This window comes from Leclercia sp. TB492 (assembly GCF_049974505.2).
Taxonomy (GTDB): domain Bacteria; phylum Pseudomonadota; class Gammaproteobacteria; order Enterobacterales; family Enterobacteriaceae; genus Enterobacter; species Enterobacter adecarboxylatus_C.
This window is the reverse complement of sequence record NZ_CM127572.1, coordinates 3433763-3459862: the sequence shown is the minus strand read 5'-3', so window position 1 is coordinate 3459862 and position 26100 is coordinate 3433763. Positions and strand designations below refer to the sequence as shown.

Below are 26100 nucleotides of genomic sequence, written 5' to 3'. Positions count from 1 at the left end.
GTGTATTGTTCTGGTTTATGTGGGCCATAGTAAAAACAAGTATTACCAAAGATTTCGCGGCATTTTGCGCAAAGTAACGCCACTTGGCAACTTATTAGCGGGAGCTGCAACATCTCCTGCTAAATGACAACGTCGATTTTATTACGACGCAAACGGTTTCGTCGGCGCGCAGGATCCACTATAATGGCGCCCGTTTTCCCCCCTTGCGCACACTGTAAGCGCCTCCGGCGCTTCGAAGACGAGAGACTTATGATGGAAATTCTGCGTGGTTCGCCTGCACTGTCTGCCTTCCGTATCAACAAACTGCTGGCACGTTTTCAGGCGGCCGACCTTCCGGTAAGCAATATTTACGCTGAGTATGTCCATTTTGCTGACCTGAATGCTCCCTTAACGGCAGAGGATTTAGTCCGGCTTGAGCGCCTGCTGAAGTACGGCCCAAGCCTGAGCAGCCATACCCCGAACGGTAAACTTCTGCTGGTTACGCCTCGTCCGGGCACCATCTCCCCCTGGTCTTCTAAAGCAACCGACATCGCCCGCAACTGTGGTCTGAGCCAGATTGATCGTCTGGAGCGCGGCGTGGCGTATTACGTTGAAGCCTCCACTCTGACCGACGCCCAGTGGGCCGTTGTGGCAAGCGAACTGCACGACCGCATGATGGAGAGTGTGTTCGCCTCTCTGGATGACGCACAGCAGCTCTTCTCCCACCATCAGCCTGCGCCAGTCCAGAGCGTGGACCTGCTGGGCGAGGGCCGTCAGGCACTGATTGACGCCAACCTGCGTCTGGGCCTGGCGCTGGCCGAAGATGAAATCGACTACCTGCAGGACGCGTTCGTTAAGTTGAACCGCAACCCGAACGACATCGAACTTTATATGTTCGCGCAGGCCAACTCTGAACACTGCCGCCATAAGATCTTCAACGCTGACTGGGTTATCGACGGCGAGCAGCAGCCGAAGTCGCTGTTCAAAATGATCAAAAACACCATGGAGAAAACTCCTGACCACGTGCTGTCTGCATACAAAGACAACGCCGCGGTAATGGAAGGTTCCGAGGTGGGCCGCTTCTTCGCCGATCGCGAAGCAGGGCGCTATGACTTCCACCAGGAGCCTGCGCATATCCTGATGAAAGTCGAAACGCATAACCACCCGACGGCGATCTCGCCATGGCCGGGTGCCGCAACCGGCTCCGGCGGCGAAATCCGTGACGAAGGTGCCACCGGACGCGGGGCTAAACCAAAAGCGGGTCTGGTGGGCTTCTCCGTCTCCAACCTGCGTATCCCGGGCTTTGAACAGCCGTGGGAAGAGGACTTCGGCAAGCCGGAGCGCATTGTTACCGCCCTGGACATCATGACCGACGGCCCGCTGGGCGGCGCGGCCTTTAACAACGAATTTGGTCGTCCGGCCCTGAACGGTTACTTCCGTACCTACGAAGAGAAAGTGGACAGCCACAACGGCGAAGAGCTGCGCGGGTACCACAAACCGATCATGCTGGCGGGCGGGATCGGCAACATCCGCGCCGATCACGTGCAGAAAGGCGAGATCGTCGTCGGTGCGAAGCTGATCGTGCTGGGTGGCCCGGCGATGAACATCGGCCTGGGCGGCGGGGCGGCTTCGTCGATGGCCTCCGGTCAGTCTGATGCGGATCTCGATTTTGCCTCCGTACAGCGCGACAACCCGGAGATGGAACGTCGTTGCCAGGAGGTGATCGACCGCTGCTGGCAGCTGGGCGATGCCAACCCAATTCTCTTTATTCACGACGTGGGCGCGGGCGGTCTTTCCAACGCCATGCCGGAGCTGGTGAGCGATGGCAACCGCGGCGGCCGCTTCAACCTGCGCGACATCCTGAGCGATGAGCCAGGCATGAGCCCGCTGGAGATCTGGTGTAACGAATCCCAGGAGCGCTACGTGCTGGCCGTTGCGCCGGATCAGCTGCCGCTGTTCGATGAGCTGTGCCGCCGCGAGCGTGCGCCGTACGCGGTGATCGGTGAAGCCACCGAAGAGATGCATCTTTCCTTAAGCGATACCCACTTTGACAACCAGCCGATCGATCTGCCGCTGGACGTGCTGCTGGGCAAAACGCCGAAGATGACCCGCGACGTACGGACCCGTAAAGCCAGCGGCAAAGCCCTCGACCTGCAGGGTGTGACCGTTGCCGAGGCGGTTAACCGCGTTCTGCATCTGCCGGCCGTGGCGGAAAAAACTTTCCTCGTTACCATCGGTGACCGCACCGTGACCGGCATGGTTGCCCGCGATCAGATGGTAGGTCCGTGGCAGGTGCCGGTGGCGAACTGCGCGGTAACCACCGCCAGCCTCGACAGCTACTACGGTGAAGCGATGGCGCTGGGCGAACGTTCCCCGGTTGCGCTGCTGGACTTCGCGGCCTCTGCCCGCCTGGCGGTGGGTGAAGCGCTGACCAACATCGCCGCCACCCAGATTGGCGATATCAAACGCATCAAGCTCTCCGCCAACTGGATGGCCGCAGCCGGTCACCCGGGCGAAGACGCCGGGCTGTATGAAGCGGTGAAAGCGGTGGGGGAAGAACTCTGCCCGGCGCTGGGCCTGACCATTCCGGTGGGCAAAGACTCCATGTCGATGAAAACCCGCTGGCAGGAAGGCAGCGAGCAGCGTGAGATGACCTCGCCGCTGTCGCTGGTGATCACCGCCTTCGCTCGCGTGGAAGATGTGCGTCACACCATCACCCCGCAGCTATCCACCGAAGACAACGCCCTGCTGCTGATTGACCTGGGTAAAGGTCATAACGCGCTGGGTGCCACCGCGCTGGCACAGGTTTACCGCCAGCTGGGAGACAAGGCTGCTGACGTGCGCGACGTGGCGCAGCTGAAAGGGTTCTACGACGCCATTCAGGCGCTGGTAGCCCAACGTAAACTGCTGGCCTACCACGACCGTTCCGACGGCGGCCTGCTGGTTACCCTGGCCGAGATGACCTTCACCGGCCACTGCGGCGTGGAAGCCAACATTGCCAGCCTGGGCGACGATCGTCTGGCGGCGCTGTTCAACGAAGAGCTGGGTGCCGTGATTCAGGTACGTGCGGCCGATCGCGAAGCGGTGGAAGCGCTGCTGGCCCAGCACGGTCTGGGCGACTGCGTACACTACATGGGTAAAGCGGTGACCGGGGATCGCTTTGTTATCGAGGCCAACGGTCAGACCGTCTTTGCCGAAAGCCGCTCTACGCTGCGCATGTGGTGGGCAGAAACCACCTGGCAGATGCAGCGTCTGCGCGACAACCCGGCGTGTGCCGATCAGGAGCACGAGGCGAAAGCTAACGACCAGGATCCGGGCCTGAACGTGAAGCTGTCGTTCGACATCAATGAAGACATTGCCGCGCCGTATATCGCGAAGGGTGCCCGTCCGAAAGTCGCGGTTCTGCGCGAGCAGGGCGTGAACTCCCACGTGGAGATGGCGGCCGCCTTCCACCGTGCGGGCTTCGATGCCATCGACGTCCATATGAGCGACCTGCTGGCAGGCCGTACCGGTCTGGCCGATTTCCAGGCGCTGGTGGCGTGCGGCGGCTTCTCTTACGGTGACGTGCTGGGTGCGGGCGAAGGCTGGGCGAAATCCATCCTCTTTAACGACCGCGTTCGCGACGAGTTCGAAACCTTCTTCCACCGTCCGCAGACTCTGGCCCTGGGCGTCTGCAACGGCTGCCAGATGATGTCGAACCTGCGCGAGCTGATCCCGGGCAGCGAAGCCTGGCCGCGCTTTGTGCGTAACCAGTCCGATCGCTTCGAAGCGCGTTTCAGCCTGGTGGAAGTGACCCAGAGCCCTTCTCTGCTGCTGCAGGGCATGGTGGGTTCCCAAATGCCAATCGCGGTATCTCACGGTGAAGGGCAGGTGGAAGTACGTAACGCCGCGCATCTGGCGGAGCTGGAGAGCAAAGGTCTGGTGGCGCTGCGCTTTGTCGATAACTTCGGTAAAGTCACGCAAACCTACCCGGCGAACCCGAACGGTTCAGCCAATGGCATCACCGCAGTGACCAGCGAAAGCGGTCGCGTTACGGTGATGATGCCGCACCCTGAGCGCGTATTCCGTACCGTCAGCAACTCCTGGCACCCGGAGAACTGGGGCGAGGACAGCCCGTGGATGCGTATCTTCCGCAACGCGCGTAAGCAGTTAGGTTAAGAGATCGTTGTTGTGCCCGGTGGCGCTTCGCTTACCGGGCCTACAAAGCCGAGTGAGGTTTTGTAGGCCGTGCAAACGCAGTGCCGCCCGGCAATTCCCCAGTGTCGCAAATGTGCGACAACCCTCACATTGTGATGTCGCCAATTGACGACATTTAACCTGTTGATTTTTATAGGACGCAGAATAACCCTGCAAGGGTGTTGCTAATAAGCGACAGATAGCCTGAAAATCATCCCATCCGAAATTACCGCTGGCATCTATAAAAAATCATATAAATTAACACTTTAATATTTTTATTTGCATTATGGCACATCTGTTGCATAATAGTAGCCAGTGGCTCATTCACCCTCTTATGTCAGCCCCTTCGGGACGCGCTACATAAACTTCGAATGACGCACAAAAAGGTGCCTGCCGTCCAACTGCTGATCATAGCTCTGCTTTATCAGACCCGGGGCGAAACGTCGAGTTAGGCACCGCCTCATTCCATAACAAAGCCGGGTTTTTAACCCGGCTTTGTTGTATCTGAAGGGCTGTCCAGCTAGCATCCTCTTACCCCCTCGCAAAAAAGAGTAATGCGTTGAAACGCTGGTCTGTTTTCCCTCGCTCCTTGCGACAGTTAGTCATGATGGCATTCCTGCTGATCCTGCTGCCTTTGCTGGTCCTGGCATGGCAGGCATGGCAGAGCCTGAACGCGCTCAGCGCCCAGGCAGCGCTTACCAACCGTACCACCCTGATTGATGCCCGCCGCAGCGAGGCGATGACCAATGCCGCGCTGGAGATGGAGCGCAGCTATCGGCAGTATTGCGTGCTCGACGACAGGACGCTGGCAAACGTGTATCAAAATCAGCGTAAGCGCTACAGCGAAATGCTTGATGCCCATGCAGGGGTGTTGCCGGACGACAAGCTGTATCAGGCGTTGCGTCAGGATATCAATGCGCTGGCGCAGTTGCAGTGCCTCAACAGCGGCCCCGATGCGATGTCCGCCCTCCGGCTGGAGGCCTTCGCCAACGCCAATACCGAAATGGTCCAGGCGACCCGGGCGGTGATCTTCTCCCGCGGGCAGCAGCTCCAGCAGGAGATTGCCGAGCGCGGCCAGTTCTTTGGCTGGCAGGCGCTGGTGCTGTTTCTGGTTAGCCTGGTGCTGGTCCTGCTCTTCACCCGCATGATCATCGGCCCGGTGAAGGGCATTGAGCGGATGATCAACCGGCTGGGGGAGGGGCGCTCGCTGGGCAATACCGTGGTCTTTACCGGCCCGCGCGAGTTGCGCTCGGTCGGACAACGCATCATCTGGCTCTCCGAACGGCTGGCGTGGCTCGAATCCCAGCGTCATCAGTTTTTACGCCACATCTCCCATGAACTGAAAACCCCGCTCGCCAGCATGCGCGAGGGGACCGAGCTGCTGGCCGATGAGGTCGCCGGGCCGCTGACGCCTGAGCAAGGGGAAATTGTTGAGATCCTCGATGCCAGCAGCCGTAATCTGCAAAAGCTGATTGAGCAGCTGCTCGACTACAACCGCAAACTGGCCGACGGGATACCCGAGCTGGAGCGGGTGGAGCTTGCACCGCTGGTGGATATGGTGCTATCCGCCCACAGCCTGCCTGCGCGGGCTAAAATGATGCATACTGAACTGGCACTTTCGACGCCCGCCTGTTTAGCCGAACCTATGCTGCTGATGAGCGTGCTGGATAATCTTTATTCCAACGCGGTGCACTATGGCATTGAATCCGGTACCATTTATATTCGCAGTTTTACGCACGGCTCGCGTGTCTGTATCGATGTCGCCAACACCGGAAACCCGATCCCCGACGATGAAAAAACGATGATCTTCGAACCCTTTTTCCAGGGGAGTCATCAACGCAAAGGGGCGGTTAAGGGAAGCGGTCTGGGGCTGAGCATCGCCCGCGACTGTATTCGTCGTATGCAGGGAGAGCTTAATCTTGTCACTGACGACCGTACCGATGTCTGTTTTCGCATCGAACTGCCGCTTGAGTCGGAAAAATCACTGAAATGAATCTAAGTCTGGTGAGTATGTCACACGTCTTTTCCCGCGCCATTAACGCGGTATTTTCCGGCCACTTTATCCGCCTGAGCCTTCCCTGCCTGCTGCTGGCCGGATGCGTCACCCACGCGCCGACGCCTGCCATCAGCGACAAGCAGGATGAAAAATTGCCTGAACATCAGCTGGCGGACTTCCTTTCTACCGACTGCAATAATATCTGGCAGCTGCATGGTCAGGAAACCGACAGCAACCCGCTCTACTGGCTGCGCGGCATGGACTGTGCGGATCGCCTCTCACCCGCCGCGGCGCGTGCAGAGGCGCGGACCTGGAGCGATGACACCTGGCAGGAGAGCTTTAAACGCGGGCTCCTGCTGGCAAATGCCAAAATTAACCCGGTGGAGCGGCGGGTGTTGACCACCCGGCTGGATGCGCTGAGCCCGCAGATCCCCGCCCAGGTGCGCCCGCTCTATCAGCTATGGCGACACGGGCAGGTGCTGCAGCTGCAGCTGGCGGAGGAGCGTTCACGCTACGGCAAGTTACAGCAGACGACCGACGGTGAGCTGGATAACCTGCGCCAGCAGCAGCAATATTTACGCTCGCAGCTGGACACCACTACCCGGAAGCTGGAAAACCTGACCGATATTGAACGGCAACTCTCCACCCGTAAGCCGGTCAGCAACTATCTGCCGGATGCGCCAAAGAGTGCGACGCCGCCCGCTGACGGCGACGCGGCGGATACCCCGAAACAAGAGGACGGAAAGCCATGACAAGCCGAAAACCTGCGCATCTTTTGCTGGTGGATGACGACCCCGGCTTGCTGAAGCTGCTGGGCATGCGTCTGGTAAGCGAGGGCTACAGCGTGGTGACTGCCGAAAGCGGTCAGGAAGGGCTGAAGGTGCTGGGGCGCGAGAAGGTCGATCTGGTCATCAGCGATCTGCGGATGGATGAGATGGACGGCATGCAGCTGTTTACCGAGATCCAGAAGCTGCAACCCGGTATGCCGGTGATTATCCTCACCGCCCACGGCTCAATCCCGGATGCCGTGGCGGCCACCCAGCAGGGGGTCTTTAGCTTCCTCACCAAGCCGGTGGACAAAGACGCGCTCTATAAGGCGATCGACGATGCGCTGGAGCACGCCGCGCCGTCAGGCGATGAGACGTGGCGGGAGACGATTGTCACCCGCAGTCCGATCATGCTGCGGCTGCTGGAGCAGGCGCGGATGGTGGCGCAGTCCGACGTCAGCGTGCTAATTAACGGCCAGAGCGGCACCGGGAAAGAGATCCTCGCCCAGGCGATCCACAACGCCAGCCCGCGCGGCAAAAACGCCTTTATCGCTATTAACTGCGGCGCGCTGCCCGAGCAGCTGCTGGAGTCGGAGCTGTTCGGTCATGCGCGTGGGGCCTTTACTGGCGCGGTCAGCAGCCGGGAAGGGCTGTTCCAGGCTGCGGAAGGCGGGACGCTGTTCCTCGATGAAATTGGCGATATGCCGGCACCGCTGCAGGTCAAACTGCTGCGTGTGCTACAGGAGCGCAAGGTCAGGCCGCTCGGCAGCAACCGCGATATCGACATCAACGTGCGCATTATCTCCGCCACTCACCGGGATCTGCCCAAGGCGATGGCGCGCAACGAGTTCCGTGAAGACCTCTTCTATCGCCTCAACGTCGTCAACCTGAAGATCCCGGCGCTGGCGGAGCGGGCGGAAGATATTCCGCTGCTGGCGACGCAGCTGCTGCGCCAGTCCGCCGAGCGGCATAAGCCGTTTGTGCGGGCCTTCTCCACCGATGCCATGAAGCGGCTGATGACCGCCAGCTGGCCCGGTAACGTGCGCCAGCTGGTGAACGTGATTGAGCAGTGCGTAGCGCTCACCTCCTCGCCGGTGATCGGCGATGCGCTGGTGGAGCAGGCGCTGGAGGGGGAGAACACCGCTCTGCCGACCTTCGTTGAGGCCCGCAACCAGTTTGAGCTCAACTATCTGCGTAAATTACTGCAGATCACCAAAGGCAACGTGACCCACGCCGCGCGGATGGCCGGACGCAACCGCACCGAGTTTTATAAGCTGCTGTCGCGCCATGAGCTGGAAGCAAACGATTTTAAAGAGTGATGCGCTAAATTCCGCCTGAATATGATACTGTGAGCAACCGATTACGAGGCAGCTGACAGGCATAAGTTTAAGGACCACCATGAAAAAGATTGATGCGATTATTAAACCTTTCAAACTGGATGATGTACGCGAAGCGCTGGCGGAAGTCGGCATCACCGGCATGACGGTGACAGAGGTGAAAGGCTTTGGTCGTCAGAAGGGCCACACTGAACTGTACCGTGGCGCGGAATACATGGTTGATTTCCTGCCGAAGGTAAAAATTGAAATCGTGGTGTCGGACGACATCGTGGAGACCTGCGTGGATACCATTATCCGCACCGCGCAGACCGGCAAAATCGGTGACGGCAAAATCTTCGTCTTTGACGTGTCGCGCGTGATCCGTATCCGTACCGGCGAAGAAGACGACGCCGCGATTTAACGCAGTACTGCCCAATGAACCCGTAGGCCCGCGCAAGCGCAGCGCCGCCGGGCAAAAAAAAAGCCCCTCGTGAGAGGGGCTTTTTGCATTACAGCACTTTATGCGGCCCAAAACATTCGTAGTGAATGTTGTCTTTATTCACGCCCAGCTCAACCAGCTGCGCCGCGGCATACTGCATAAAGGCCACCGGGCCACAGACGTAGAACTGCATCTCCGAGGCGTGGAACTGCTCTTTATGCTCGCTTAACGCCATCAGGCCTTCGCTGTCGAAGCGTGCTGCGGCACGGTCGTCATCCGACGGCAGGCGATACCAGGTATGGGCGGTAAAGTGCGGCAGACCGGCAGCCAGGGCTTTCACTTCATCAGAAAATGCATGCACTTCACCATTCTCTGCGGCGTGGAACCAGTTAACCTGCGCCTGATGCTGCGATTTCGCCAGGGTATCCAGCATCGCCAGCATCGGGGTCTGACCGACACCGGCGGAGATCAGCGTCACCGGAGTATTGGCATCCACCGCCATAAAGAAATCGCCCGCTGGCGCGGCCAGATGCACCACATCACCGACGCTAGCTTCGTCGTGCAGCCATGTGGAGACCTGACCACCGTCCTCGCGTTTCACCGCAATGCGGTAGCCTTTTCCGTTTGGCTTACGGGTCAGGGAGTACTGGCGGATCTCCTGATGCGGGAAGCCTTCCGGCTTCAGCCACACGCCCAGGTACTGGCCCGGCTGGTAATCGGCCACCGGCTGGCCGTCCACCGGCTCAAATTCAAAGCTGGTAATCAGCGCGCTGCGCGGGGTTTTTTCCACGATACGGAACGCGCGCGTACCTTCCCATCCACCATTCTTGCTGGCATTTTCGCTGTAGATCTGCGCTTCACGGTTGATAAAGACGTTAGCCAGCACGCCATAGGCTTTGCCCCATGCGTCCAGCACTTCCTGACCCGGGCTGAACATCTCATCCAGGGTGGCCAGCAGATGGCTGCCAACAATGTTGTACTGCTCGGGTTTGATCTGGAAGCTGGTGTGTTTCTGGGCGATTTTTTCCACCGCTGGCAGCAGCGCCGGCAGGTTCTCGATGTTGCTGGCGTACGCGGCAATGGCGTTAAATAACGCTTCGCGCTGGTCGCCGTTGCGCTGGTTGCTCATGTTGAAAATCTCTTTGAGCTCCGGGTTGTGCGCGAACATGCGATCGTAAAAATGGGCGGTAAGTTTAGGACCGGTTTCGACCAGCAGGGGAATAGTGGCTTTAACGGTAGCGATGGTTTGAGCGTCTAACATAGCAGCTTCCTTCAAATGTTACTTTAATGATGTATTTTATATGCATCTTATAAAAAATAACCCTGCGTTGTAAATGGTTCTTTGCAACTTGAATTAACTGCATCACAAACCTGAAAAGAAATCCACTTTACAGGGCGAGAGCGTTATTCCTCAAACCCTTGCGTGGCGGGCAGGTAAACGTTTGCGTAAAATCGTTTGTCAAGACCTGTTATCACTCTGCTAATCAGTTATACTGTTGCCCGTCGTCCAACTGGACTGCCTTTTTCAGGCAAAAATTTACTTGTTAGCTGAGTCAGGAGATGCGGATGTTAAAGCGTGAAATGAACATTGCCGATTATGATGCCGAACTGTGGCAGGCTATGGAGCAGGAAAAAGTACGTCAGGAAGAGCACATCGAACTGATCGCCTCCGAAAACTATACCAGCCCGCGCGTTATGCAGGCGCAGGGCTCTCAGCTGACCAACAAATACGCTGAAGGTTACCCGGGCAAGCGCTACTACGGCGGTTGCGAGTACGTAGATATCGTTGAACAGCTGGCGATCGACCGTGCCAAAGAGCTGTTTGGCGCAGACTACGCTAACGTGCAGCCGCACTCCGGCTCTCAGGCTAACTTCGCGGTCTACACCGCGCTGCTGCAGCCGGGCGATACCGTTCTGGGTATGAACCTGGCGCAGGGCGGTCACCTGACTCACGGCTCCCCGGTTAACTTCTCCGGTAAACTGTACAACATCATCCCTTACGGTATTGATGAGTCCGGTAAAATTGACTACGAAGACATGGCGAAGCAGGCCAAAGAGCACAAGCCGAAGATGATCATCGGTGGCTTCTCCGCTTACTCCGGCGTAGTTGACTGGGCAAAAATGCGTGAAATCGCAGACAGCATCGGCGCATACCTGTTCGTCGACATGGCGCACGTTGCCGGTCTGATCGCCGCAGGCGTTTACCCGAACCCGGTTCCACATGCTCACGTGGTCACCACCACCACCCACAAAACCCTGGCGGGTCCACGCGGTGGCCTGATCCTGGCGAAGGGCGGTGACGAAGACCTGTATAAAAAACTGAACTCTGCCGTTTTCCCAAGCGCGCAGGGTGGCCCGCTGATGCACGTGATCGCGGCGAAAGCCGTGGCGCTGAAAGAAGCGATGGAGCCTGAGTTCAAAGTTTACCAGCAGCAGGTTGCTAAGAACGCAAAAGCGATGGTGGAAGTGTTCCTGAACCGTGGCTACAAAGTGGTCTCCGGCGGGACTGAAAACCACCTGTTCCTGCTGGATCTGGTTGATAAAAACCTGACCGGTAAAGAAGCTGACGCTGCCCTGGGCCGCGCCAACATCACCGTCAACAAAAACAGCGTACCAAACGATCCGAAGAGCCCGTTCGTTACCTCCGGTATCCGTATCGGTTCCCCGGCAGTGACTCGCCGCGGCTTCAAAGAAGCGGAAGTGAAAGAGCTGGCTGGCTGGATGTGTGACGTGCTGGACAACATCAATGACGAAGCCGTTATCGAACGCGTGAAAGCCAAAGTGCTGGATATCTGCGCGCGCTTCCCGGTTTACGCATAAGTCTGCTTCGCAGAACAAAAAGGCCGCGTATGCGGCCTTTTTTTATGGCTAACGCCGGTCGATGGAGATAGCGCCCGGCCCGGCCACCGCCAGCAGCAGAAATCCGCCAGCGATACTGATGTTCTTGAAGAAGTTAATCATATTGGGCATCACCGCATCGCCGCTCATATCCCAGTAGTGGTGGCCAATCACCGCCGTACCCAGAGTATAAAAGACGAACAGCACCGCCAGCGGGCGGGTAAAAAAGCCGAGCACGATCAGAATCGCAGCGGGCACTTCCATGATCACCGCCACAATGGCCGCCAGCATCGGCATCGGGGCGCCCAGCTTCGCCATATATTGCACCGTGCCGTCGAAACCGAACATTTTTGGCACGCCGAAAATGATAAACAGGAGGATAAGGGCGAGACGGGCGATTAACAGGATCAGCGCCCGGGACTGACCGAAATCGAAATACCGTATAGCGTTCATAGCGGCATGACCTATGTGAGCAGGATAATTAAACCCTAATACAGATTTGTGCCGCTTGCCATGAGCCATTCGGGTCACTTTTTTTGTTAAGCAACAGTTAATTTATAGCAGGCTATCTACTTGCTTAATTAGCGCTTTATCGCCAGACTATCGCCTCCAAAACGGGAGGGATTCATGGTTTTGCATTCCACACGCTGGCTGGCGCTCAGCTACTTCACCTACTTTTTTAGCTACGGTATTTTTCTGCCTTTCTGGAGCGTCTGGCTCAAGGGAATCGGCCTCACCCCGGAGATGATAGGCGTCCTGCTGGGCTCGGGCCTGGTGGCGCGTTTTCTCGGTAGCCTGCTGATTGCGCCGCGCGTCAGCGATCCCTCCCTGTTAATCAAAGCCGTGCGCGTGCTGGCCCTGCTCACCCTGGTGTTTATGGCTGGATTCTGGGTCAGCCAGCAGTTTGCCTGGCTGGTGGTGGTGATGGTGGGCTTCAACCTCTTCTTCTCGCCGCTGGTGCCGCTGACCGATGCGCTGGCCAATACCTGGCAGAAGCAGATCACCATGGACTATGGCCGGGTGCGGCTGTGGGGCTCGATCGCCTTTGTGATTGGCTCGGCGCTGGTGGGCAAGCTGGTGAGCCTGTACGACTATCGCGCCATTCTGGCTCTGTTGAGCCTGGGCATTATGTCGATGCTGCTCGGGATGCTGCTTCGCCCCTCGGTGATGCCGCAGGGCGAGAGCCGCCAGCAGGAGAGCGCAGGCTGGCCGGCATGGCGCTCGCTGGTGGCCCAGAGCTGGCGTTTCCTCGCCTGCGTCTGCCTGCTGCAGGGGGCGCATGCCGCCTACTATGGCTTCAGCGCCATCTACTGGCAGGGCGCCGGGTATTCCGCTTCGGCCGTCGGCTATCTCTGGTCGCTGGGCGTGGTGGCGGAAGTGATCATCTTTGCCCTCAGCAACCGACTGTTCCGCCGCTTTGGCGCCCGGGATCTGCTCCTGCTCTCTGCCGTCTGCGGTATCGCCCGCTGGGGGATCATGGGCTGGACCACCGAGCTGCCGTGGCTGATTGTGGCGCAGATCCTGCACTGCGGCACCTTCACGGTGTGCCATCTGGCGGCGATGCGCTATATCTCGGCGCGCGAGGGCAGCGATGTGATCCGCCTCCAGGCGGTCTACTCGGCGGTGGCAATGGGGGGCAGTATTGCGATCATGACCGTCTTCGCCGGCTTCCTGTACCAGCATCTCGGTCACGGCGTATTCTGGGTGATGGCGCTGGTGGCGCTGCCCGCGGTTCTGCTGCGTCCGCGGGTAGCAGCGCGCTAAGATTCCAGCATGGCGCGAATATGTTCCTGCTGCTGCGCATTCAACGCCTCGACGGCGTGGATGAGCGGCGGCGAGAACAGGGGCAGGGCGGTGGTATAGGGCGTGACCACCAGGGCGGCCTCGCGCGGGGCCCCCTCCTTCTGAAAGGCCTGTAGCGTCACATAGCGAATGTTCAGCGGCAGCAGGGTCAGCTCCCGCAGCTGCTGTTCAATCAACTCCTCGCAGGCTTTATCCTCCCCGGTCAGCAACACCACCTGCTTTTCATGCAGATCGTTCTCCTGCATCAGCCAGGCGCCAAAGATCACCGCCACCAGGCTCGACTCCTCCTCAGAAAACCGCAGGCCAAACTCCGCCTCCAGCTCGAACAGCACCTCGCGGGTGGTACGCATCAGGCGCGGATAGAGGCGATGGATCTCTTCGGGCAGGCTGTTGTCGATACCGATGCCAAACAGCGAGCGGTCCAGAGCCTGCGCCAGATGAATATAGAGCTGATCGATAAGCCCCTGCTCGTCGCTGAACTGCATGCCGGTTTGCCCATGAAAGCGGGCGATCATGCGGGTGATGGTGCGACGCAGACGGTCATCTTCCAGGTGCGTATCGCGAAGGGGATCCGGCGTGCGGAGCATCATAAACAGCAGCGCCAGAAAAGGTTGCTCATCGGCGTGAGGCGCCTGCGCCACGCGGCGCTGCCAGTGGCGGATAATCTCCTGCGCCATCAGATATTCGCTGCGCGACTGGGTCCAGTTACGCTGAACCACCGAAAATTCGGGGCTCTGGCCCAGCTGGTGCTGGAGCAGACAGTACTGCAAATAGAGCTGCAAAAACTGCGTGTCCCGGCATTCAAACTGGCGCTGCAGGCGGCGGGAGCAAAAGTTAATCAGCGCCCGCAGGTTGGTATCGTCATATAAAGTGCGGGCGATGCCGAGCTGCTTTAGCGCGATTTTCAGAGATGGGGTAAACTGCTGCGCGACGAAGTGGGGGCAGAGGCGTAACGCCCGGCGCAACCAGTGCAGCAGGCACAAGCGTTGGTTCAGGTGGCTACCTTCCAGCAGGTAGCAGCCATCATGCTGTGTCGCAATGTCGAGCTGGTGATAGCGCTGGATCTCCATGCGCATCTCGTCGATATCCTGCCGGCAGAGGGCATCATCGACACCGTTGATTTCACCGATGCTTTGCAGGGTGGCGCGAAAGCCTGGCACATAGAGCATCAACAGAACCTGGCAGCGGCGCTGCGAACTGGAAAGTGCAGATGGCATTTCGAGAGTCGTCATCATCTGTCGGGTTCCAGTGAGTGTGTTTGATAAGAATAGCTAAAGGATGTACCCCGTAGCACGTGTTGCCGGGCTTTCCTTCAGGAATGCGGGTGAACATCACAGAATTTTTGACGTGAGGATGAGATGCAAACAGTGAAACGCAGCGCAACGACGCTTTTTTTGGCGGTTTTATCTTTTACCGCCGCCGCGCACCCTCACAGCTTTATCACCCTGAAAACGCAGATCATGGTGAAAGACAACCAGCTTACCGGGCTGAAGATGCGCTGGGCGATGGATGAGCTGACCTCCGCCGATCTGCTTTACGATGCCGGAAACGCAAAGCCGGGGGATGAGATCTGGAAAAAGCTGGCGGCGGAAGTCATGGCCAATGTGCTCGGTCAGCACTACTTTACCGAGTTCTGGCATAACGGGCAGAAGGTGAAATTCCTCAACCGGCCCACCCAGTACGGCATGACCCGTCAGGAGCATCAGGCGGTGCTGACCTTTATTTTGCCGCTGGCGGAGCCTCAGCCGCTGGCCGGACAAAAATATACCTTCTCCACCTTCGATCCCTCCTATTACGTGGACATGAGCTACGCCGAGGATGACGATGTGTCGCTGCCTGCTGAGCTGCAAAAAAGCTGTTCCGTCAGCGTGGACACCCCGGAGCCCAGCGATGAGACGCTGAACTTTGCCAGCTCGCTGGATAAAGACGATGCGCCGCCGGAGGATATGGATCTCGGCAAACAGTTTGCCCAGACGGTGACCCTGCAATGTCAGTAGTACGCGCGCGACGCGGGTGGGATCTCTGGCCGCTGGGGCTGTTTCTGGTTGCGGCGGTGGCGGGCGCTGTCTGGCTCTGGCAGGCGTGGCCGCAGGTGATGCGCCAGAGCATTCTCTGGCAGCGGGACGTCAACCAGCAGATGAGCGGCCTGCTGAAGGCGGTGGCCGACAATCCGACGGCGGCGGGTGGGTCGCTGCTGCTATTCAGCTTTGTATACGGCGTGTTGCACGCCCTGGGGCCGGGCCACGGCAAAATTGTCATCGCCACCTGGCTTGCCACCCATCCCTCAAAACTGAAATCGAGTATTGGCTTAACCCTGGCCTCCTCTTTGTTACAGGGAGTGGTGGCGATCGCCCTGGTGGTAAGCGTGTTAACGCTGCTGCAGCTCCCGGCGCGGGATCTGCACATGAGCAGCTTCTGGCTGGAGAAGGGAAACTATGCCCTGGTGGGCGTGCTGGGGCTGATGCTCTGCTGGCGGGCGCTGAAAAAACTGCGCGGCCTGCTGCGTAAACCGACCTTCAAAGCCTTTACTCCGCATCACGTCCACGATGCAAACTGCGGCTGCGGCCATCAGCATCTGCCGAGCCCGACGCAGATCCAGCGCGCTGACGACTGGCGGGCGCGGATGATGATTATCCTGTCCATGGGCATGCGACCCTGTTCCGGGGCGATTATGGTGCTGCTGTTCAGTAAGGTGATCGGCGTGTTCAGCTGGGGCGTGGCTTCGGCGCTGGCGATGGCGGCGGGAACGGGATTAACCATCTCTTCGCTGGCGCTGCTGGTGCACGGCTTTCGTCAGCTGGCGGTCAGGCTTAGCGGCAACAAAGCGCCGGTACTGTGGCGACAGATCGGATGGACAACGCTGGCATTAGCGGGTGGAGTGGTATTGCTGGTAGCGGCGGTGATGATGTGGATCAGTGCGGTGCCGGTGGGCAGGGGAATGCGGCCGTTTTAAAATGCCGGGCGGCACTTCGTTTGCCCGGCCTACGGTCTTGTAGGCCCGGTAAGCGCGAGCGCCACCGGGCAAGACAACCAGAATTAACGCTTCAGCGCTTCGCTCAGTTCGTCACGCATGTTCGCCAGCATCGCTTTCACAACGCGTGGGTTACCTGCAACGATGTTGCCGGACAGCATGTAGTTGTGGCCACCGGTGAAATCGCACACCAGGGCACCCGCTTCACGGGCAATCAGTTCGCCAGCAGCGAAGTCCCACGGCTTCAGGCCAATTTCAAAGTAACCGTCCACGCGGCCAGCGGCAACGTAGGCCAGGTCCAGCGCAGCGGAACCGGTGCGGCGGAAGTCAGCGCACTCGGTGAACAGTTTGCCCAGAATTTTCATGTAGGCAGGTGCGTGCTGTTTGGCTTTGAACGGGAAACCGGTCGCCAGAATGGTGCCGTCGAGGTCGCGAGCGTTGGTGCCGCGCAGACGGTAGCCGTTCAGCTGTGCGCCCTGACCACGGGTTGCGGTGAAGAGTTCGTTACGCATTGGATCGTAAACCACAGCCACTTCAGTACGGCCTTTGATGCGTACGGCGATAGAGACAGCGAAGTGTGGCAGACGTTTAACGAAGTTGGTGGTGCCATCCAGAGGATCGATAACCCACTGAACATCCTGATCTTCGCCTGCATGCTCACCGCTTTCTTCGGTGATGATGGTGTGCTGCGGGTAAGATTTGCGAATGGTTTCGATAATAATCGCTTCTGCGGCTTTATCGACGTTAGTCACAAAGTCATTGCTGCCTTTCTGGCTGGTTTCTACGGAATCTGGGGTCTCGTAGTGTTTGGCAATTACATTACCCGCCTTGCGCGCTGCGCGCACGGCGATGGTCAACATAGGATGTTGCATCGGTTACTCTCACTGGATGTTAAAGAACGGGGATACGAAAACGGCGCAGAGTATAGCAGCGGGATCGGAATATGTCTTCCGTTTATGATAACATCACCGAATATTCTCCAGACTCAGAAAAATTATGCTGCAAAATATCCGAATCGTGCTGGTCGAAACATCGCATACCGGCAATATGGGCTCCGTGGCCCGTGCTATGAAAACCATGGGCTTAACCAATCTCTGGCTGGTTAACCCGCTGGTCAAACCCGACTCGCAGGCCATTGCGCTGGCCGCAGGTGCCAGCGACGTGATTGGCAATGCGCAGATCGTCGATACCCTGGATGAAGCCTTAGCCGGTTGCAGTCTGGTAGTCGGAACCAGCGCGCGTTCGCGCACCCTGCCGTGGCCGATGCTCGATCCGCGTGAATGCGGGCTGAAAAGCGTTTCCGAAGGCCAGCATGCGCCGGTGGCGCTGGTGTTTGGCCGTGAGCGCGTGGGGCTGACCAACGACGAGCTGCAAAAGTGTCATTATCACGTCGCCATTGCCGCTAATCCGGAATACAGCTCGCTGAACCTGGCGATGGCCGTGCAGGTTATTGCCTACGAAGTGCGGATGGCGTGGCTGGCAACGCAGGAGAAAGAGACTTACGCTGCGCCGGAAGAGACCCCGTATCCGCTGGTGGATGACCTGGAGCGTTTCTATGGCCATCTGGAGCAGACCCTGCTCGCCACCGGCTTTATCCGCGCCGGGCATCCGGGGCAGGTGATGAACCGACTGCGCCGCCTCTTTACCCGCGCGCGTCCGGAGAGCCAGGAGCTGAACATCCTGCGCGGTATTCTGGCGTCGATTGAGCAGAAGAATAAAGAGTAGTGCCGTTTGCTTGCCGGGTGGCGCTGCGCTTACCCGGCCTACAAGACCGTAGGCCCGTGCAAGCGAAGCGCCGCCGGGCAAAACTCATGAGCGCACAGAAGGTTAAATACCTGACTAAAACAGTCAAGTAAATAGTTGACCAAATTAGTCGGGAATGTCAGACTTGGCCCTGCTATGCAATACCCCCACTTTACAATAAAAATCCCCGGGCAGGGGCGAGTTTGAGGTTAAGTAAGACATGAGACTGACATCTAAAGGGCGTTATGCCGTGACCGCGATGCTGGACGTTGCGCTCAACTCCGAATCGGGCCCGGTTCCGTTGGCTGATATTTCTGAACGTCAGGGAATTTCCCTCTCTTATCTGGAACAGCTGTTCTCCCGACTGCGTAAAAATGGCCTGGTTTCCAGCGTCCGCGGTCCTGGCGGCGGATATCTGTTAGGTAAAGACGCGGGCAGTATTGCCGTTGGCGAAGTCATTAGCGCAGTTGACGAATCCGTCGACGCGACTCGTTGCCAGGGTAAAGGCGGCTGTCAGGGCGGCGATAAATGTCTGACTCACGCGCTGTGGCGCGATCTGAGCGACCGTCTGACCGGCTTCCTGAATAACATCACCATTGGTGAACTGGTTAACAACCAGGAAGTGCTGGACGTCTCAGGTCGTCAGCACTCGCACGAGTCCCATCGTAATACCCGCACGCAAGACGCTATCGACGTTAAACTGCGCGCGTAATAAAAAACGATAAGTATTTTAGAATCAGGCCGGGGCGTTCGCGCGCCCCGATGACCCGGTCGTACATCCAGCCGGTTGCCTGGTTCCTTGCATTGAAGCGATGTACGGAGTCTATAGAGCAATGAAATTACCTATCTATCTCGATTACTCCGCAACCACGCCGGTGGACCCGCGTGTTGCCGAGAAAATGATGCAGTGTCTGACCCTGGACGGAAACTTCGGTAACCCGGCTTCCCGCTCCCACCGTTTTGGCTGGCATGCTGAAGAGGCGGTAGATATCGCCCGTAATCAGATTGCCGAGCTGGTTGGCGCCGATCCGCGTGAAATTGTTTTCACCTCAGGCGCGACCGAATCCGATAACCTGGCGATCAAAGGTGCGGCCAATTTCTATCAGAAAAAAGGCAAGCACATCATCACCAGCAAAACCGAACACAAAGCCGTGCTGGACACCTGCCGTCAGCTGGAGCGTGAAGGGTTTGAAGTAACCTACCTCGCCCCGCAGCGCAACGGTATCATCGACCTGAAAGAGCTCGAAGCGGCAATGCGTGATGACACCATTCTGGTCTCCATCATGCACGTCAACAACGAAATCGGCGTGGTGCAGGATATCGCCACTATCGGCGAACTGTGCCGTGCGCGCGGTATCATCTACCACGTTGATGCGACCCAGAGCGTGGGCAAACTGCCTATCGACCTGAGCCAGCTGAAAGTGGACCTGATGTCCTTCTCCGGCCACAAAATCTATGGCCCGAAAGGCATTGGCGCGCTGTACGTGCGTCGTAAGCCACGTATCCGTATCGAATCCCAGATGCACGGCGGCGGTCACGAGCGCGGCATGCGTTCCGGTACTCTGCCTGTTCACCAGATCGTGGGTATGGGTGAAGCCTACCGTATCGCCAAAGAAGAGATGGAAACCGAGATGGCGCGCCTGCGTACGCTGCGCAACCGTCTGTGGGAAGGCGTGAAGGATATGGAAGAGGTCTACCTGAACGGCGATCTCGAGCAGGGCGCACCGAACATCCTCAACGTCAGCTTCAACTATGTTGAAGGCGAGTCGCTGATCATGGCCCTGAAAGACCTGGCCGTCTCTTCCGGTTCTGCGTGTACTTCCGCAAGCCTGGAGCCGTCCTACGTACTGCGTGCGCTGGGCATGACCGACGAACTGGCACACAGCTCTATCCGCTTCTCTTTAGGTCGTTTCACTACCGATGAAGAGATTGACTACACCATCAAACTGGTTCGCAACTCCATTGGCCGTCTGCGTGAACTCTCTCCACTGTGGGAAATGTTCAAAGAAGGCGTGGATCTGAACAGCATTGAATGGTCACATCACTAATCGGTTTGTAAGGAGAATTCAACATGGCATACAGCGAAAAAGTTATCGATCATTACGAGAATCCACGTAACGTGGGCTCCTTCGACAACAGCGACGACAGCGTAGGCAGCGGCATGGTGGGTGCACCGGCCTGTGGCGACGTGATGAAGTTGCAGATTAAAGTCAACAATGAAGGTATCATTGAAGACGCGCGCTTCAAGACTTACGGTTGCGGTTCCGCAATCGCCTCCAGCTCCCTGGTCACCGAGTGGGTGAAGGGCAAATCTCTGGACGAAGCGCAGGCGATTAAAAATACCGATATTGCTGACGAACTCGAACTGCCGCCGGTGAAAATTCACTGCTCTATCCTGGCGGAAGATGCGATTAAAGCTGCAATCGCGGATTACAAAAGCAAACGTGAAGCAAAATAATTAGTTGAGGTTGTTATGTCGATTACCCTTAGCGACAGCGCTGCCGCGCGAGTAAGCTCCTTCCTGGCAAACCGTGGCAAAGGCTTCGGCCTGCGACTGGGTGTACGCACCTCCGGCTGTTCCGGTATGGCGTATGTACTGGAATTTGTTGACGAACCTGCGGCGGAAGATACCGTATTCGAAGACAAAGGCGTGAAGGTGGTGGTCGATGGTAAAAGCCTGCAGTTCCTGAACGGCACTCAGCTGGACTTTGTAAAAGAAGGCCTTAACGAAGGGTTTAAATTTACTAACCCGAACGTTAAAGACGAGTGCGGCTGCGGCGAAAGCTTCCACGTTTAATTGCGTATCACCTGCTAACCCCACCGCAGCCAGACTGTGTGTGGGGTTTGTTTTAATCAGCTAACCCTGAGATTGTTATGGATTACTTCACCCTCTTTGGGTTACCAGCCGGGTATGAAATTGATACTCAGGCGCTGGCGGCCCGTTTCCAGGATCTGCAACGTCAGTATCACCCGGATAAGTTCGCCAGCGGCACGCAGGCGGAACAGCTGGCGGCGGTGCAGCACTCTGCGACCATCAATCAGGCGTGGCAAACCCTGCGCAATCCGCTGAGTCGGGCAGAATATCTGCTTTCGCGCCACGGGTTTGATCTCTCCAGCGAGCAACACACCGTCCGCGACACCGCCTTCCTGATGGAACAGCTGGAGCTGCGTGAAGAGCTGGATGAGATCGAACAGGCCAAAGACGAAGCCCGTCTTGAGCGCTTTATTAAGCGCGTAAAAGGGATGTTCGATACCCGCCATCAGCAGATGGTTGACCAATTGAATAACGAGACGTGGGACGTGGCGGCGGACAGCGTTCGCAAGCTGCGTTTTCTCGATAAACTGCGAAGCAGTGCTGAACAACTCGAAGAAAAGCTGCTCGATTTTTAATTTCGGAAGCAATTATGGCCTTATTACAAATTAGTGAGCCGGGCTTAAGTGCCGCACCGCACCAGCGTCGTCTGGCGGTAGGCATCGACTTAGGCACCACCAACTCGCTGGTGGCGACCGTGCGCAGCGGCCAGGCTGAGACGCTGGCGGATGCGCAGGGTCAACACCTGCTGCCCTCTGTGGTCCACTATCAGCCCCAGGGCCACAGCGTGGGCTTTGATGCCCGCGCCAACGCAGCCCAGGATCCGGCCAACACCATCAGCTCGGTAAAACGCATGATGGGCCGCTCGCTGGCAGACATCCAGAGCCGTTATCCGCATCTGCCGTATCAGCTGCAGGCAAGTGAAAATGGCCTGCCGATGATCGCCACCGCCGCGGGTTTACTGAACCCGATCCGCGTCTCTGCCGATATCCTTAAGGCGCTGGCCGCCCGCGCAACCGCGACCCTTGAAGGCGAGCTGGATGGCGTAGTGATCACCGTTCCGGCCTATTTCGATGACGCCCAGCGTCAGGGCACCAAAGACGCGGCGCGTCTGGCGGGCCTGCACGTGCTGCGTCTGCTTAACGAGCCGACGGCTGCCGCCATTGCCTACGGCCTCGACTCCGGTCAGGAAGGGGTGATTGCGGTCTTCGATCTCGGCGGCGGGACCTTTGATATTTCGATTCTGCGCTTAAGCCGCGGGGTGTTTGAAGTGCTGGCGACCGGCGGCGACTCTGCCCTCGGTGGCGACGACTTTGACCATCTGCTGGCGGATCACATCTGTGAGCAGGCGGGGATATCCGATCGCAGTGACGCGCGTCTGCAACGTCAGCTGCTGGATGCGGCCATTGCCGCCAAAATCGCCCTCAGCGATGCTGCCTCCGTGACCGTTGAGGTCGCGGGCTGGAAAGGCGACATCAGCCGTGAACAGTTCAATGCGCTGATCGCCCCGCTGGTGAAACGCACCCTGCTGGCCTGCCGTCGCGCGCTGAAAGATGCGGGCGTGGAAGCAGAAGAGGTGCTGGACGTTGTCATGGTCGGCGGTTCGACCCGCGTTCCACTGGTACGCGAACGCGTGGGCGAATTCTTTGGCCGCACGCCATTAACCTCTATCGATCCGGATAAAGTGGTCGCCATTGGCGCCGCTATCCAGGCCGATATCCTGGTCGGCAACAAGCCGGACAGCGAAATGCTGCTGCTGGACGTGATCCCGCTGTCCCTCGGGTTAGAAACCATGGGCGGCCTGGTGGAGAAAGTGATCCCGCGTAACACCACCATTCCGGTGGCGCGCGCGCAGGAGTTCACCACCTTTAAAGACGGCCAGACCGCGATGTCGATCCACGTGCTGCAGGGCGAGCGCGAGCTGGTCCAGGACTGCCGTTCGCTGGCGCGTTTCGCGCTGCGCGGGATCCCGGCACTGCCTGCGGGCGGGGCGCATATCCGCGTCACCTTCCAGGTGGATGCAGACGGCCTGCTGAGCGTCACGGCGATGGAAAAATCGACCGGTGTCGAATCCTCCATCCAGGTGAAACCGTCCTACGGTCTGACCGATGGCGAAATCGCCACCATGATTCAGGACTCAATGAGTTTTGCTGCGCAGGATGTGAAGGCGCGTATGCTGGCGGAACAGAAAGTTGAAGCCGCACGCGTGCTGGAAAGCCTGAACAGCGCACTCACTGCTGATGCCGCGCTGTTAAGCGCCGCAGAACGTCAGGCCATTGACGATGCCGTCGCGCAACTGAGCGCGGTGGCGGTTGGCAATGACCCTGACGCCATAGAACAAGCGATTAAAAACGTTGATAAGCAAACCCAGGAGTTCGCCGCTCGCCGCATGGACCAGTCTGTCCGTACCGCGCTGAAAGGCCACTCCGTGGACGAGGTTTAATATGCCAAAGATTGTTATTTTGCCTCATGCGGACCTCTGTCCGGATGGCGCAGTTCTGGAAGCTGAGACCGGCGAAACCATCCTTAACGTTGCCCTGCGTAACGGTATCGAAGTGGAACACGCCTGTGAAAAATCCTGTGCCTGCACGACCTGCCACTGCATCGTCCGCGAGGGTTTTGACTCTCTTGCGGAGAGCACAGAAGATGAAGACGACATGCTGGATAAAGCATGGGGTCTGGAGCCTGAAAGCCGTCTGAGCTGTCAGGCGCGCGTCACCGATGAAGATCTGGTGGTTGAACTTCCGCGTTATACGCTTAACCACGCACGCGAGCATTAATATGGGACTGAAGTGGACTGACAGCCGTGAAATCGGCGAGGCGCTGTACGACGCTAACCCGGATCTCGATCCGAAGACCGTACGCTTCACCGATATGCATCAGTGGATTTGCGATCTGGAAGAGTTTGACGACGATCCCAACGCATCCAATGAAAAAATTCTGGAGGCGATTCTGTTAGTCTGGCTGGACGAAGCAGAATAAAAACGTAACGGGCTGCCTTCAGGCGGCCCGTTTGCTTGTTGCTAATAAGGATAAATAAAAATGACCGAAGCGATGAAGATTACGCTCTCTACTCAGCCTGCCGATGCGCGCTGGGGTGAAAAAGCCACTTACAGCATCAACAATGACGGTATTACCCTGCACCTGAACGGCAGCGACGATGTCGGTCTGATCCAGCGCGCGGCGCGGAAAATTGACGGCCTGGGCATTAAACATGTGTGTCTCGACGGCGAAGGCTGGGACACCGATCGCAGTTGGGCATTCTGGGCGGGCTATAAAGGTCCAAAAGGCACCCGTAAAATTGAGTGGGCGAACCTCGACGACGCAGGAAAGACAGAGCTGGAAAGCCGTCTGACCATCATCGACTGGGTGCGCGATACTATCAACGCCCCGGCGGAAGAGTTAGGCCCGGAACAGCTGGCGCAGCGCGCGGTGGATCTGTTGAGCAAAGTCGCTGGCGACAAGATGTCTTACCGCATCACCAAAGGCGAAGATCTGCGCGAGCAGAACTACATGGGCATCCACACCGTTGGCCGCGGCTCCGAGCGTCCTCCTGTGCTGCTGGCGCTGGATTACAACCCAACCGGTGATAAAGCGGCACCGGTATTCGCCTGCCTGGTCGGGAAAGGTATCACCTTCGATACCGGCGGTTACAGCCTGAAGCAGAGCGCGTTCATGGACTCCATGAAGTCCGACATGGGCGGCGCGGCCACCATTACCGGCGCGCTGGCCTTTGCCATCACCCGCGGTCTGAACAAACGCGTCAAGCTGTACCTGTGCTGCGCCGACAACATGGTCAGCGGTAACGCCTTCAAGCTGGGCGACATCATTCGCTACCGCAACGGCAAGAACGTCGAAGTGATGAACACCGACGCCGAAGGCCGTCTGGTGCTGGCCGATGGCCTGATTGACGCTTGTGCGCAAAAACCAGAGCTGATCATCGATATGGCAACCCTGACCGGGGCGGCGAAAACCGCGCTGGGCAACGACTACCACGCGCTGTTCAGCTTTGACGACAAGCTGGCGAACCGTGTGCTGGCAAGCGCTGCCGCCGAGAACGAACCGTTCTGGCGTCTGCCGCTGGCCGAGTTCCACCGCAGCCAGCTGCCGTCTAACTTCGCCGAACTGAACAACACCGCCAGCGCGGCCTACCCGGCAGGGGCGAGCACCGCCGCCGGTTTCCTGTCGCACTTCGTTGAGAACTATCGTGAAGGCTGGCTGCATATCGACTGCTCCGCTACCTACCGCAAAGCGGCGGTTGAGCAGTGGTCCGCCGGTGCGACCGGTCTGGGTGTGCGGACCATCGCGAACCTGTTGACCGCAGAGTAATTGACGTGCCCGGCGGCGCTGCGTTTGCCGGGCCTACAGATTACCGTCTTGCCGGGTGGCGCTGCGCTTACCCGGCCTACAAAACCCGTAGGCCCGTGCAAGCATAGCGCCGCCGGGCGATTTTGAAGTAACGAAACTATGTCAGAAACCAAAAACGAATTAGAAACTTTGCTGGAGAAAGCGGCCACCGAGCCTGCCCATCGTCCGGCATTTTTCCGCACGCTGCTGGAGTCCATCGTCTGGGTGCCTGGCACCGCCGCGGAAGGTGAGCAGGTTGTTGAGGACAGCGCCCTGGATCTTCTGCACTGGGAAAAAGATGACGGCACCTCGGTGATCCCGTTCTTCTCCTCCCTTGAAGCCTTACAGGAAGCGGTTGAAGATGAGCAGGCGTTCGTGGTGATGCCGGTGCGCACCCTGTTTGAGATGACGCTGGGCGAAACCCTGTTTCTGAACGCCAAACTGCCGACCGGGAAAGAGTTCACCCCGCGCGAAATCAGCCATCTGATTGGCGAAGAGGGTAACCCGCTCAGCACCCAGGAGGTGCTGGAGGGCGGTGAGTCGCTGCTGCTGTCGGAAGTGGCCGAACCACCGGCGCAGATGATCGACTCCCTGACCACCCTGTTCAAAACCATCAAACCGGTGAAGCGGGCGTTTCTCTGCTCGATCAAAGAGCAGGCCGACGAACAGCCGGTACTGCTGATTGGCATTGAGGCGGATGGCGAGATCGACGACATCATCCAGGCCGCGGGCAGCGTGGCGACCGACACCCTGCCGGGCGACGAGCCCATCGATATCTGCCGGGTCGTAAAAGGCGAGAAGGGCATCAGCCACTTTATCACCGAGCACATCACGCCCTTCTATGAGCGCCGCTGGGGTGGCTTCCTGCGCGATTTCAAAAACAACCGTATTATCTGAGCCCTTGCGGGGTGAA

Annotated in this window: 24 protein-coding genes; 20 read left to right on the top strand and 4 right to left on the bottom strand. The window is 58.3% G+C overall.

What is annotated here, in order from left to right:
• Window positions 1-249: 249 nt before the first annotated feature.
• The 5 genes from purL (at window position 250) to glnB (ending at window position 8655) form a co-directional block, all read left to right on the top strand.
• The gene (purL, locus tag ACP4QI_RS16300; RefSeq protein WP_426495841.1) at window positions 250-4137 is read left to right on the top strand and encodes a phosphoribosylformylglycinamidine synthase; all 3888 of its coding nucleotides are present in this window, start codon (window positions 250-252) and stop codon (window positions 4135-4137) included.
• 577 nt (window positions 4138-4714) lie between these two features.
• Entirely contained in the window at window positions 4715-6148 is a 1434-nt protein-coding gene (qseE, locus tag ACP4QI_RS16295) for a two component system sensor histidine kinase QseE/GlrK (RefSeq protein WP_197090536.1), read from the top strand.
• Window positions 6145-6903 (top strand): two-component system QseEF-associated lipoprotein QseG, encoded by a 759-nt coding sequence (gene qseG, locus ACP4QI_RS16290; protein ID WP_156264361.1) that lies wholly within the window; start codon window positions 6145-6147, stop codon window positions 6901-6903. The genes qseE and qseG overlap by 4 nt, the downstream gene beginning before the upstream one ends.
• Window positions 6900-8237 carry a two-component system response regulator GlrR gene (glrR, locus tag ACP4QI_RS16285; RefSeq protein ID WP_426495840.1) on the top strand — a complete coding sequence of 446 codons (1338 nt, stop codon included), beginning with the start codon at window positions 6900-6902 and terminating at the stop codon, window positions 8235-8237. Before qseG ends, glrR begins: the two co-directional genes overlap by 4 nt.
• Window positions 8238-8316: 79 nt before the next feature.
• Entirely contained in the window at window positions 8317-8655 is a 339-nt protein-coding gene (gene glnB / locus ACP4QI_RS16280) for a nitrogen regulatory protein P-II (protein WP_039029746.1), read from the top strand.
• Window positions 8656-8743: 88 nt separating this feature from the next.
• Here the strand turns inward: glnB and hmpA are convergent, their stop codons facing one another.
• Window positions 8744-9934 (bottom strand): NO-inducible flavohemoprotein, encoded by a 1191-nt coding sequence (gene hmpA / locus ACP4QI_RS16275; protein WP_426495839.1) that lies wholly within the window; start codon window positions 9932-9934, stop codon window positions 8744-8746.
• A gap of 305 nt (window positions 9935-10239) precedes the next feature.
• Between hmpA and glyA the strand changes: the two genes are divergently transcribed.
• Complete coding sequence (gene glyA / locus ACP4QI_RS16270; RefSeq protein ID WP_142486720.1) at window positions 10240-11493, top strand: serine hydroxymethyltransferase; 1254 nt, start codon at window positions 10240-10242, stop codon at window positions 11491-11493.
• Window positions 11494-11541: 48 nt separating this feature from the next.
• On the opposite strand, the gene ACP4QI_RS16265 is transcribed toward glyA, so the two are convergent.
• Window positions 11542-11964 carry a DoxX family protein gene (locus tag ACP4QI_RS16265; protein ID WP_156264357.1) on the bottom strand — a complete coding sequence of 141 codons (423 nt, stop codon included), beginning with the start codon at window positions 11962-11964 and terminating at the stop codon, window positions 11542-11544.
• 174 nt (window positions 11965-12138) lie between these two features.
• Between ACP4QI_RS16265 and ACP4QI_RS16260 the strand changes: the two genes are divergently transcribed.
• Window positions 12139-13275 (top strand): 3-phenylpropionate MFS transporter, encoded by a 1137-nt coding sequence (locus ACP4QI_RS16260; protein WP_142486714.1) that lies wholly within the window; start codon window positions 12139-12141, stop codon window positions 13273-13275.
• Here ACP4QI_RS16260 and csiE read toward each other — a convergent pair.
• Entirely contained in the window at window positions 13272-14549 is a 1278-nt protein-coding gene (gene csiE / locus ACP4QI_RS16255; RefSeq protein WP_142486713.1) for a stationary phase inducible protein CsiE, read from the bottom strand. The genes ACP4QI_RS16260 and csiE overlap by 4 nt on opposite strands.
• 123 nt (window positions 14550-14672) lie before the next feature.
• Between csiE and ACP4QI_RS16250 the strand changes: the two genes are divergently transcribed.
• A complete protein-coding gene (locus ACP4QI_RS16250; protein ID WP_142486712.1) occupies window positions 14673-15311 on the top strand; it encodes a DUF1007 family protein in 639 nt (212 codons plus the stop codon).
• Window positions 15302-16267 (top strand): nickel/cobalt transporter, encoded by a 966-nt coding sequence (locus ACP4QI_RS16245; protein ID WP_426495838.1) that lies wholly within the window; start codon window positions 15302-15304, stop codon window positions 16265-16267. The genes ACP4QI_RS16250 and ACP4QI_RS16245 overlap by 10 nt, the downstream gene beginning before the upstream one ends.
• An 83-nt stretch (window positions 16268-16350) precedes the next feature.
• Here the strand turns inward: ACP4QI_RS16245 and suhB are convergent, their stop codons facing one another.
• Window positions 16351-17157: an inositol-1-monophosphatase gene (suhB, locus tag ACP4QI_RS16240; protein WP_142486710.1), complete on the bottom strand. Its 807-nt coding sequence runs from the start codon at window positions 17155-17157 to the stop codon at window positions 16351-16353.
• A 124-nt stretch (window positions 17158-17281) separates the two neighbouring features.
• Between suhB and trmJ the strand changes: the two genes are divergently transcribed.
• The 11 genes from trmJ to sseB all read left to right on the top strand — a co-directional run bounded on the left by trmJ (window position 17282) and on the right by sseB (window position 26084).
• Window positions 17282-18010 (top strand): tRNA (cytosine(32)/uridine(32)-2'-O)-methyltransferase TrmJ, encoded by a 729-nt coding sequence (gene trmJ, locus ACP4QI_RS16235; RefSeq protein ID WP_142486709.1) that lies wholly within the window; start codon window positions 17282-17284, stop codon window positions 18008-18010.
• Between the two features lie 238 nt (window positions 18011-18248).
• A complete protein-coding gene (gene iscR, locus ACP4QI_RS16230; protein ID WP_142486708.1) occupies window positions 18249-18740 on the top strand; it encodes a Fe-S cluster assembly transcriptional regulator IscR in 492 nt (163 codons plus the stop codon).
• A 121-nt stretch (window positions 18741-18861) separates the two neighbouring features.
• A complete protein-coding gene (locus ACP4QI_RS16225) occupies window positions 18862-20076 on the top strand; it encodes an IscS subfamily cysteine desulfurase (RefSeq protein ID WP_142486707.1) in 1215 nt (404 codons plus the stop codon).
• A gap of 23 nt (window positions 20077-20099) precedes the next feature.
• Window positions 20100-20486 carry a Fe-S cluster assembly scaffold IscU gene (gene iscU / locus ACP4QI_RS16220; protein ID WP_004866383.1) on the top strand — a complete coding sequence of 129 codons (387 nt, stop codon included), beginning with the start codon at window positions 20100-20102 and terminating at the stop codon, window positions 20484-20486.
• A 15-nt stretch (window positions 20487-20501) separates the two neighbouring features.
• On the top strand, window positions 20502-20825 hold the full coding sequence (iscA, locus tag ACP4QI_RS16215; RefSeq protein WP_039029731.1) for an iron-sulfur cluster assembly protein IscA: 324 nt from the start codon (window positions 20502-20504) through the stop codon (window positions 20823-20825).
• A 77-nt stretch (window positions 20826-20902) separates the two neighbouring features.
• A complete protein-coding gene (gene hscB, locus ACP4QI_RS16210; protein ID WP_039029730.1) occupies window positions 20903-21418 on the top strand; it encodes a co-chaperone HscB in 516 nt (171 codons plus the stop codon).
• 14 nt (window positions 21419-21432) lie between these two features.
• Window positions 21433-23283 carry a Fe-S protein assembly chaperone HscA gene (gene hscA / locus ACP4QI_RS16205; RefSeq protein ID WP_426495837.1) on the top strand — a complete coding sequence of 617 codons (1851 nt, stop codon included), beginning with the start codon at window positions 21433-21435 and terminating at the stop codon, window positions 23281-23283.
• 1 nt (window position 23284) lies between these two features.
• The gene (gene fdx / locus ACP4QI_RS16200) at window positions 23285-23620 is read left to right on the top strand and encodes an ISC system 2Fe-2S type ferredoxin (protein WP_106994594.1); all 336 of its coding nucleotides are present in this window, start codon (window positions 23285-23287) and stop codon (window positions 23618-23620) included.
• A gap of 1 nt (window position 23621) precedes the next feature.
• Window positions 23622-23822, top strand: coding sequence for a Fe-S cluster assembly protein IscX (gene iscX, locus ACP4QI_RS16195; RefSeq protein ID WP_032613119.1), 201 nt, complete (start codon window positions 23622-23624; stop codon window positions 23820-23822).
• A gap of 60 nt (window positions 23823-23882) precedes the next feature.
• The gene (pepB, locus tag ACP4QI_RS16190) at window positions 23883-25169 is read left to right on the top strand and encodes an aminopeptidase PepB (RefSeq protein ID WP_142486705.1); all 1287 of its coding nucleotides are present in this window, start codon (window positions 23883-23885) and stop codon (window positions 25167-25169) included.
• Between the two features lie 138 nt (window positions 25170-25307).
• The gene (gene sseB, locus ACP4QI_RS16185; protein ID WP_426495836.1) at window positions 25308-26084 is read left to right on the top strand and encodes an enhanced serine sensitivity protein SseB; all 777 of its coding nucleotides are present in this window, start codon (window positions 25308-25310) and stop codon (window positions 26082-26084) included.
• Window positions 26085-26100 lie beyond the last annotated feature (16 nt).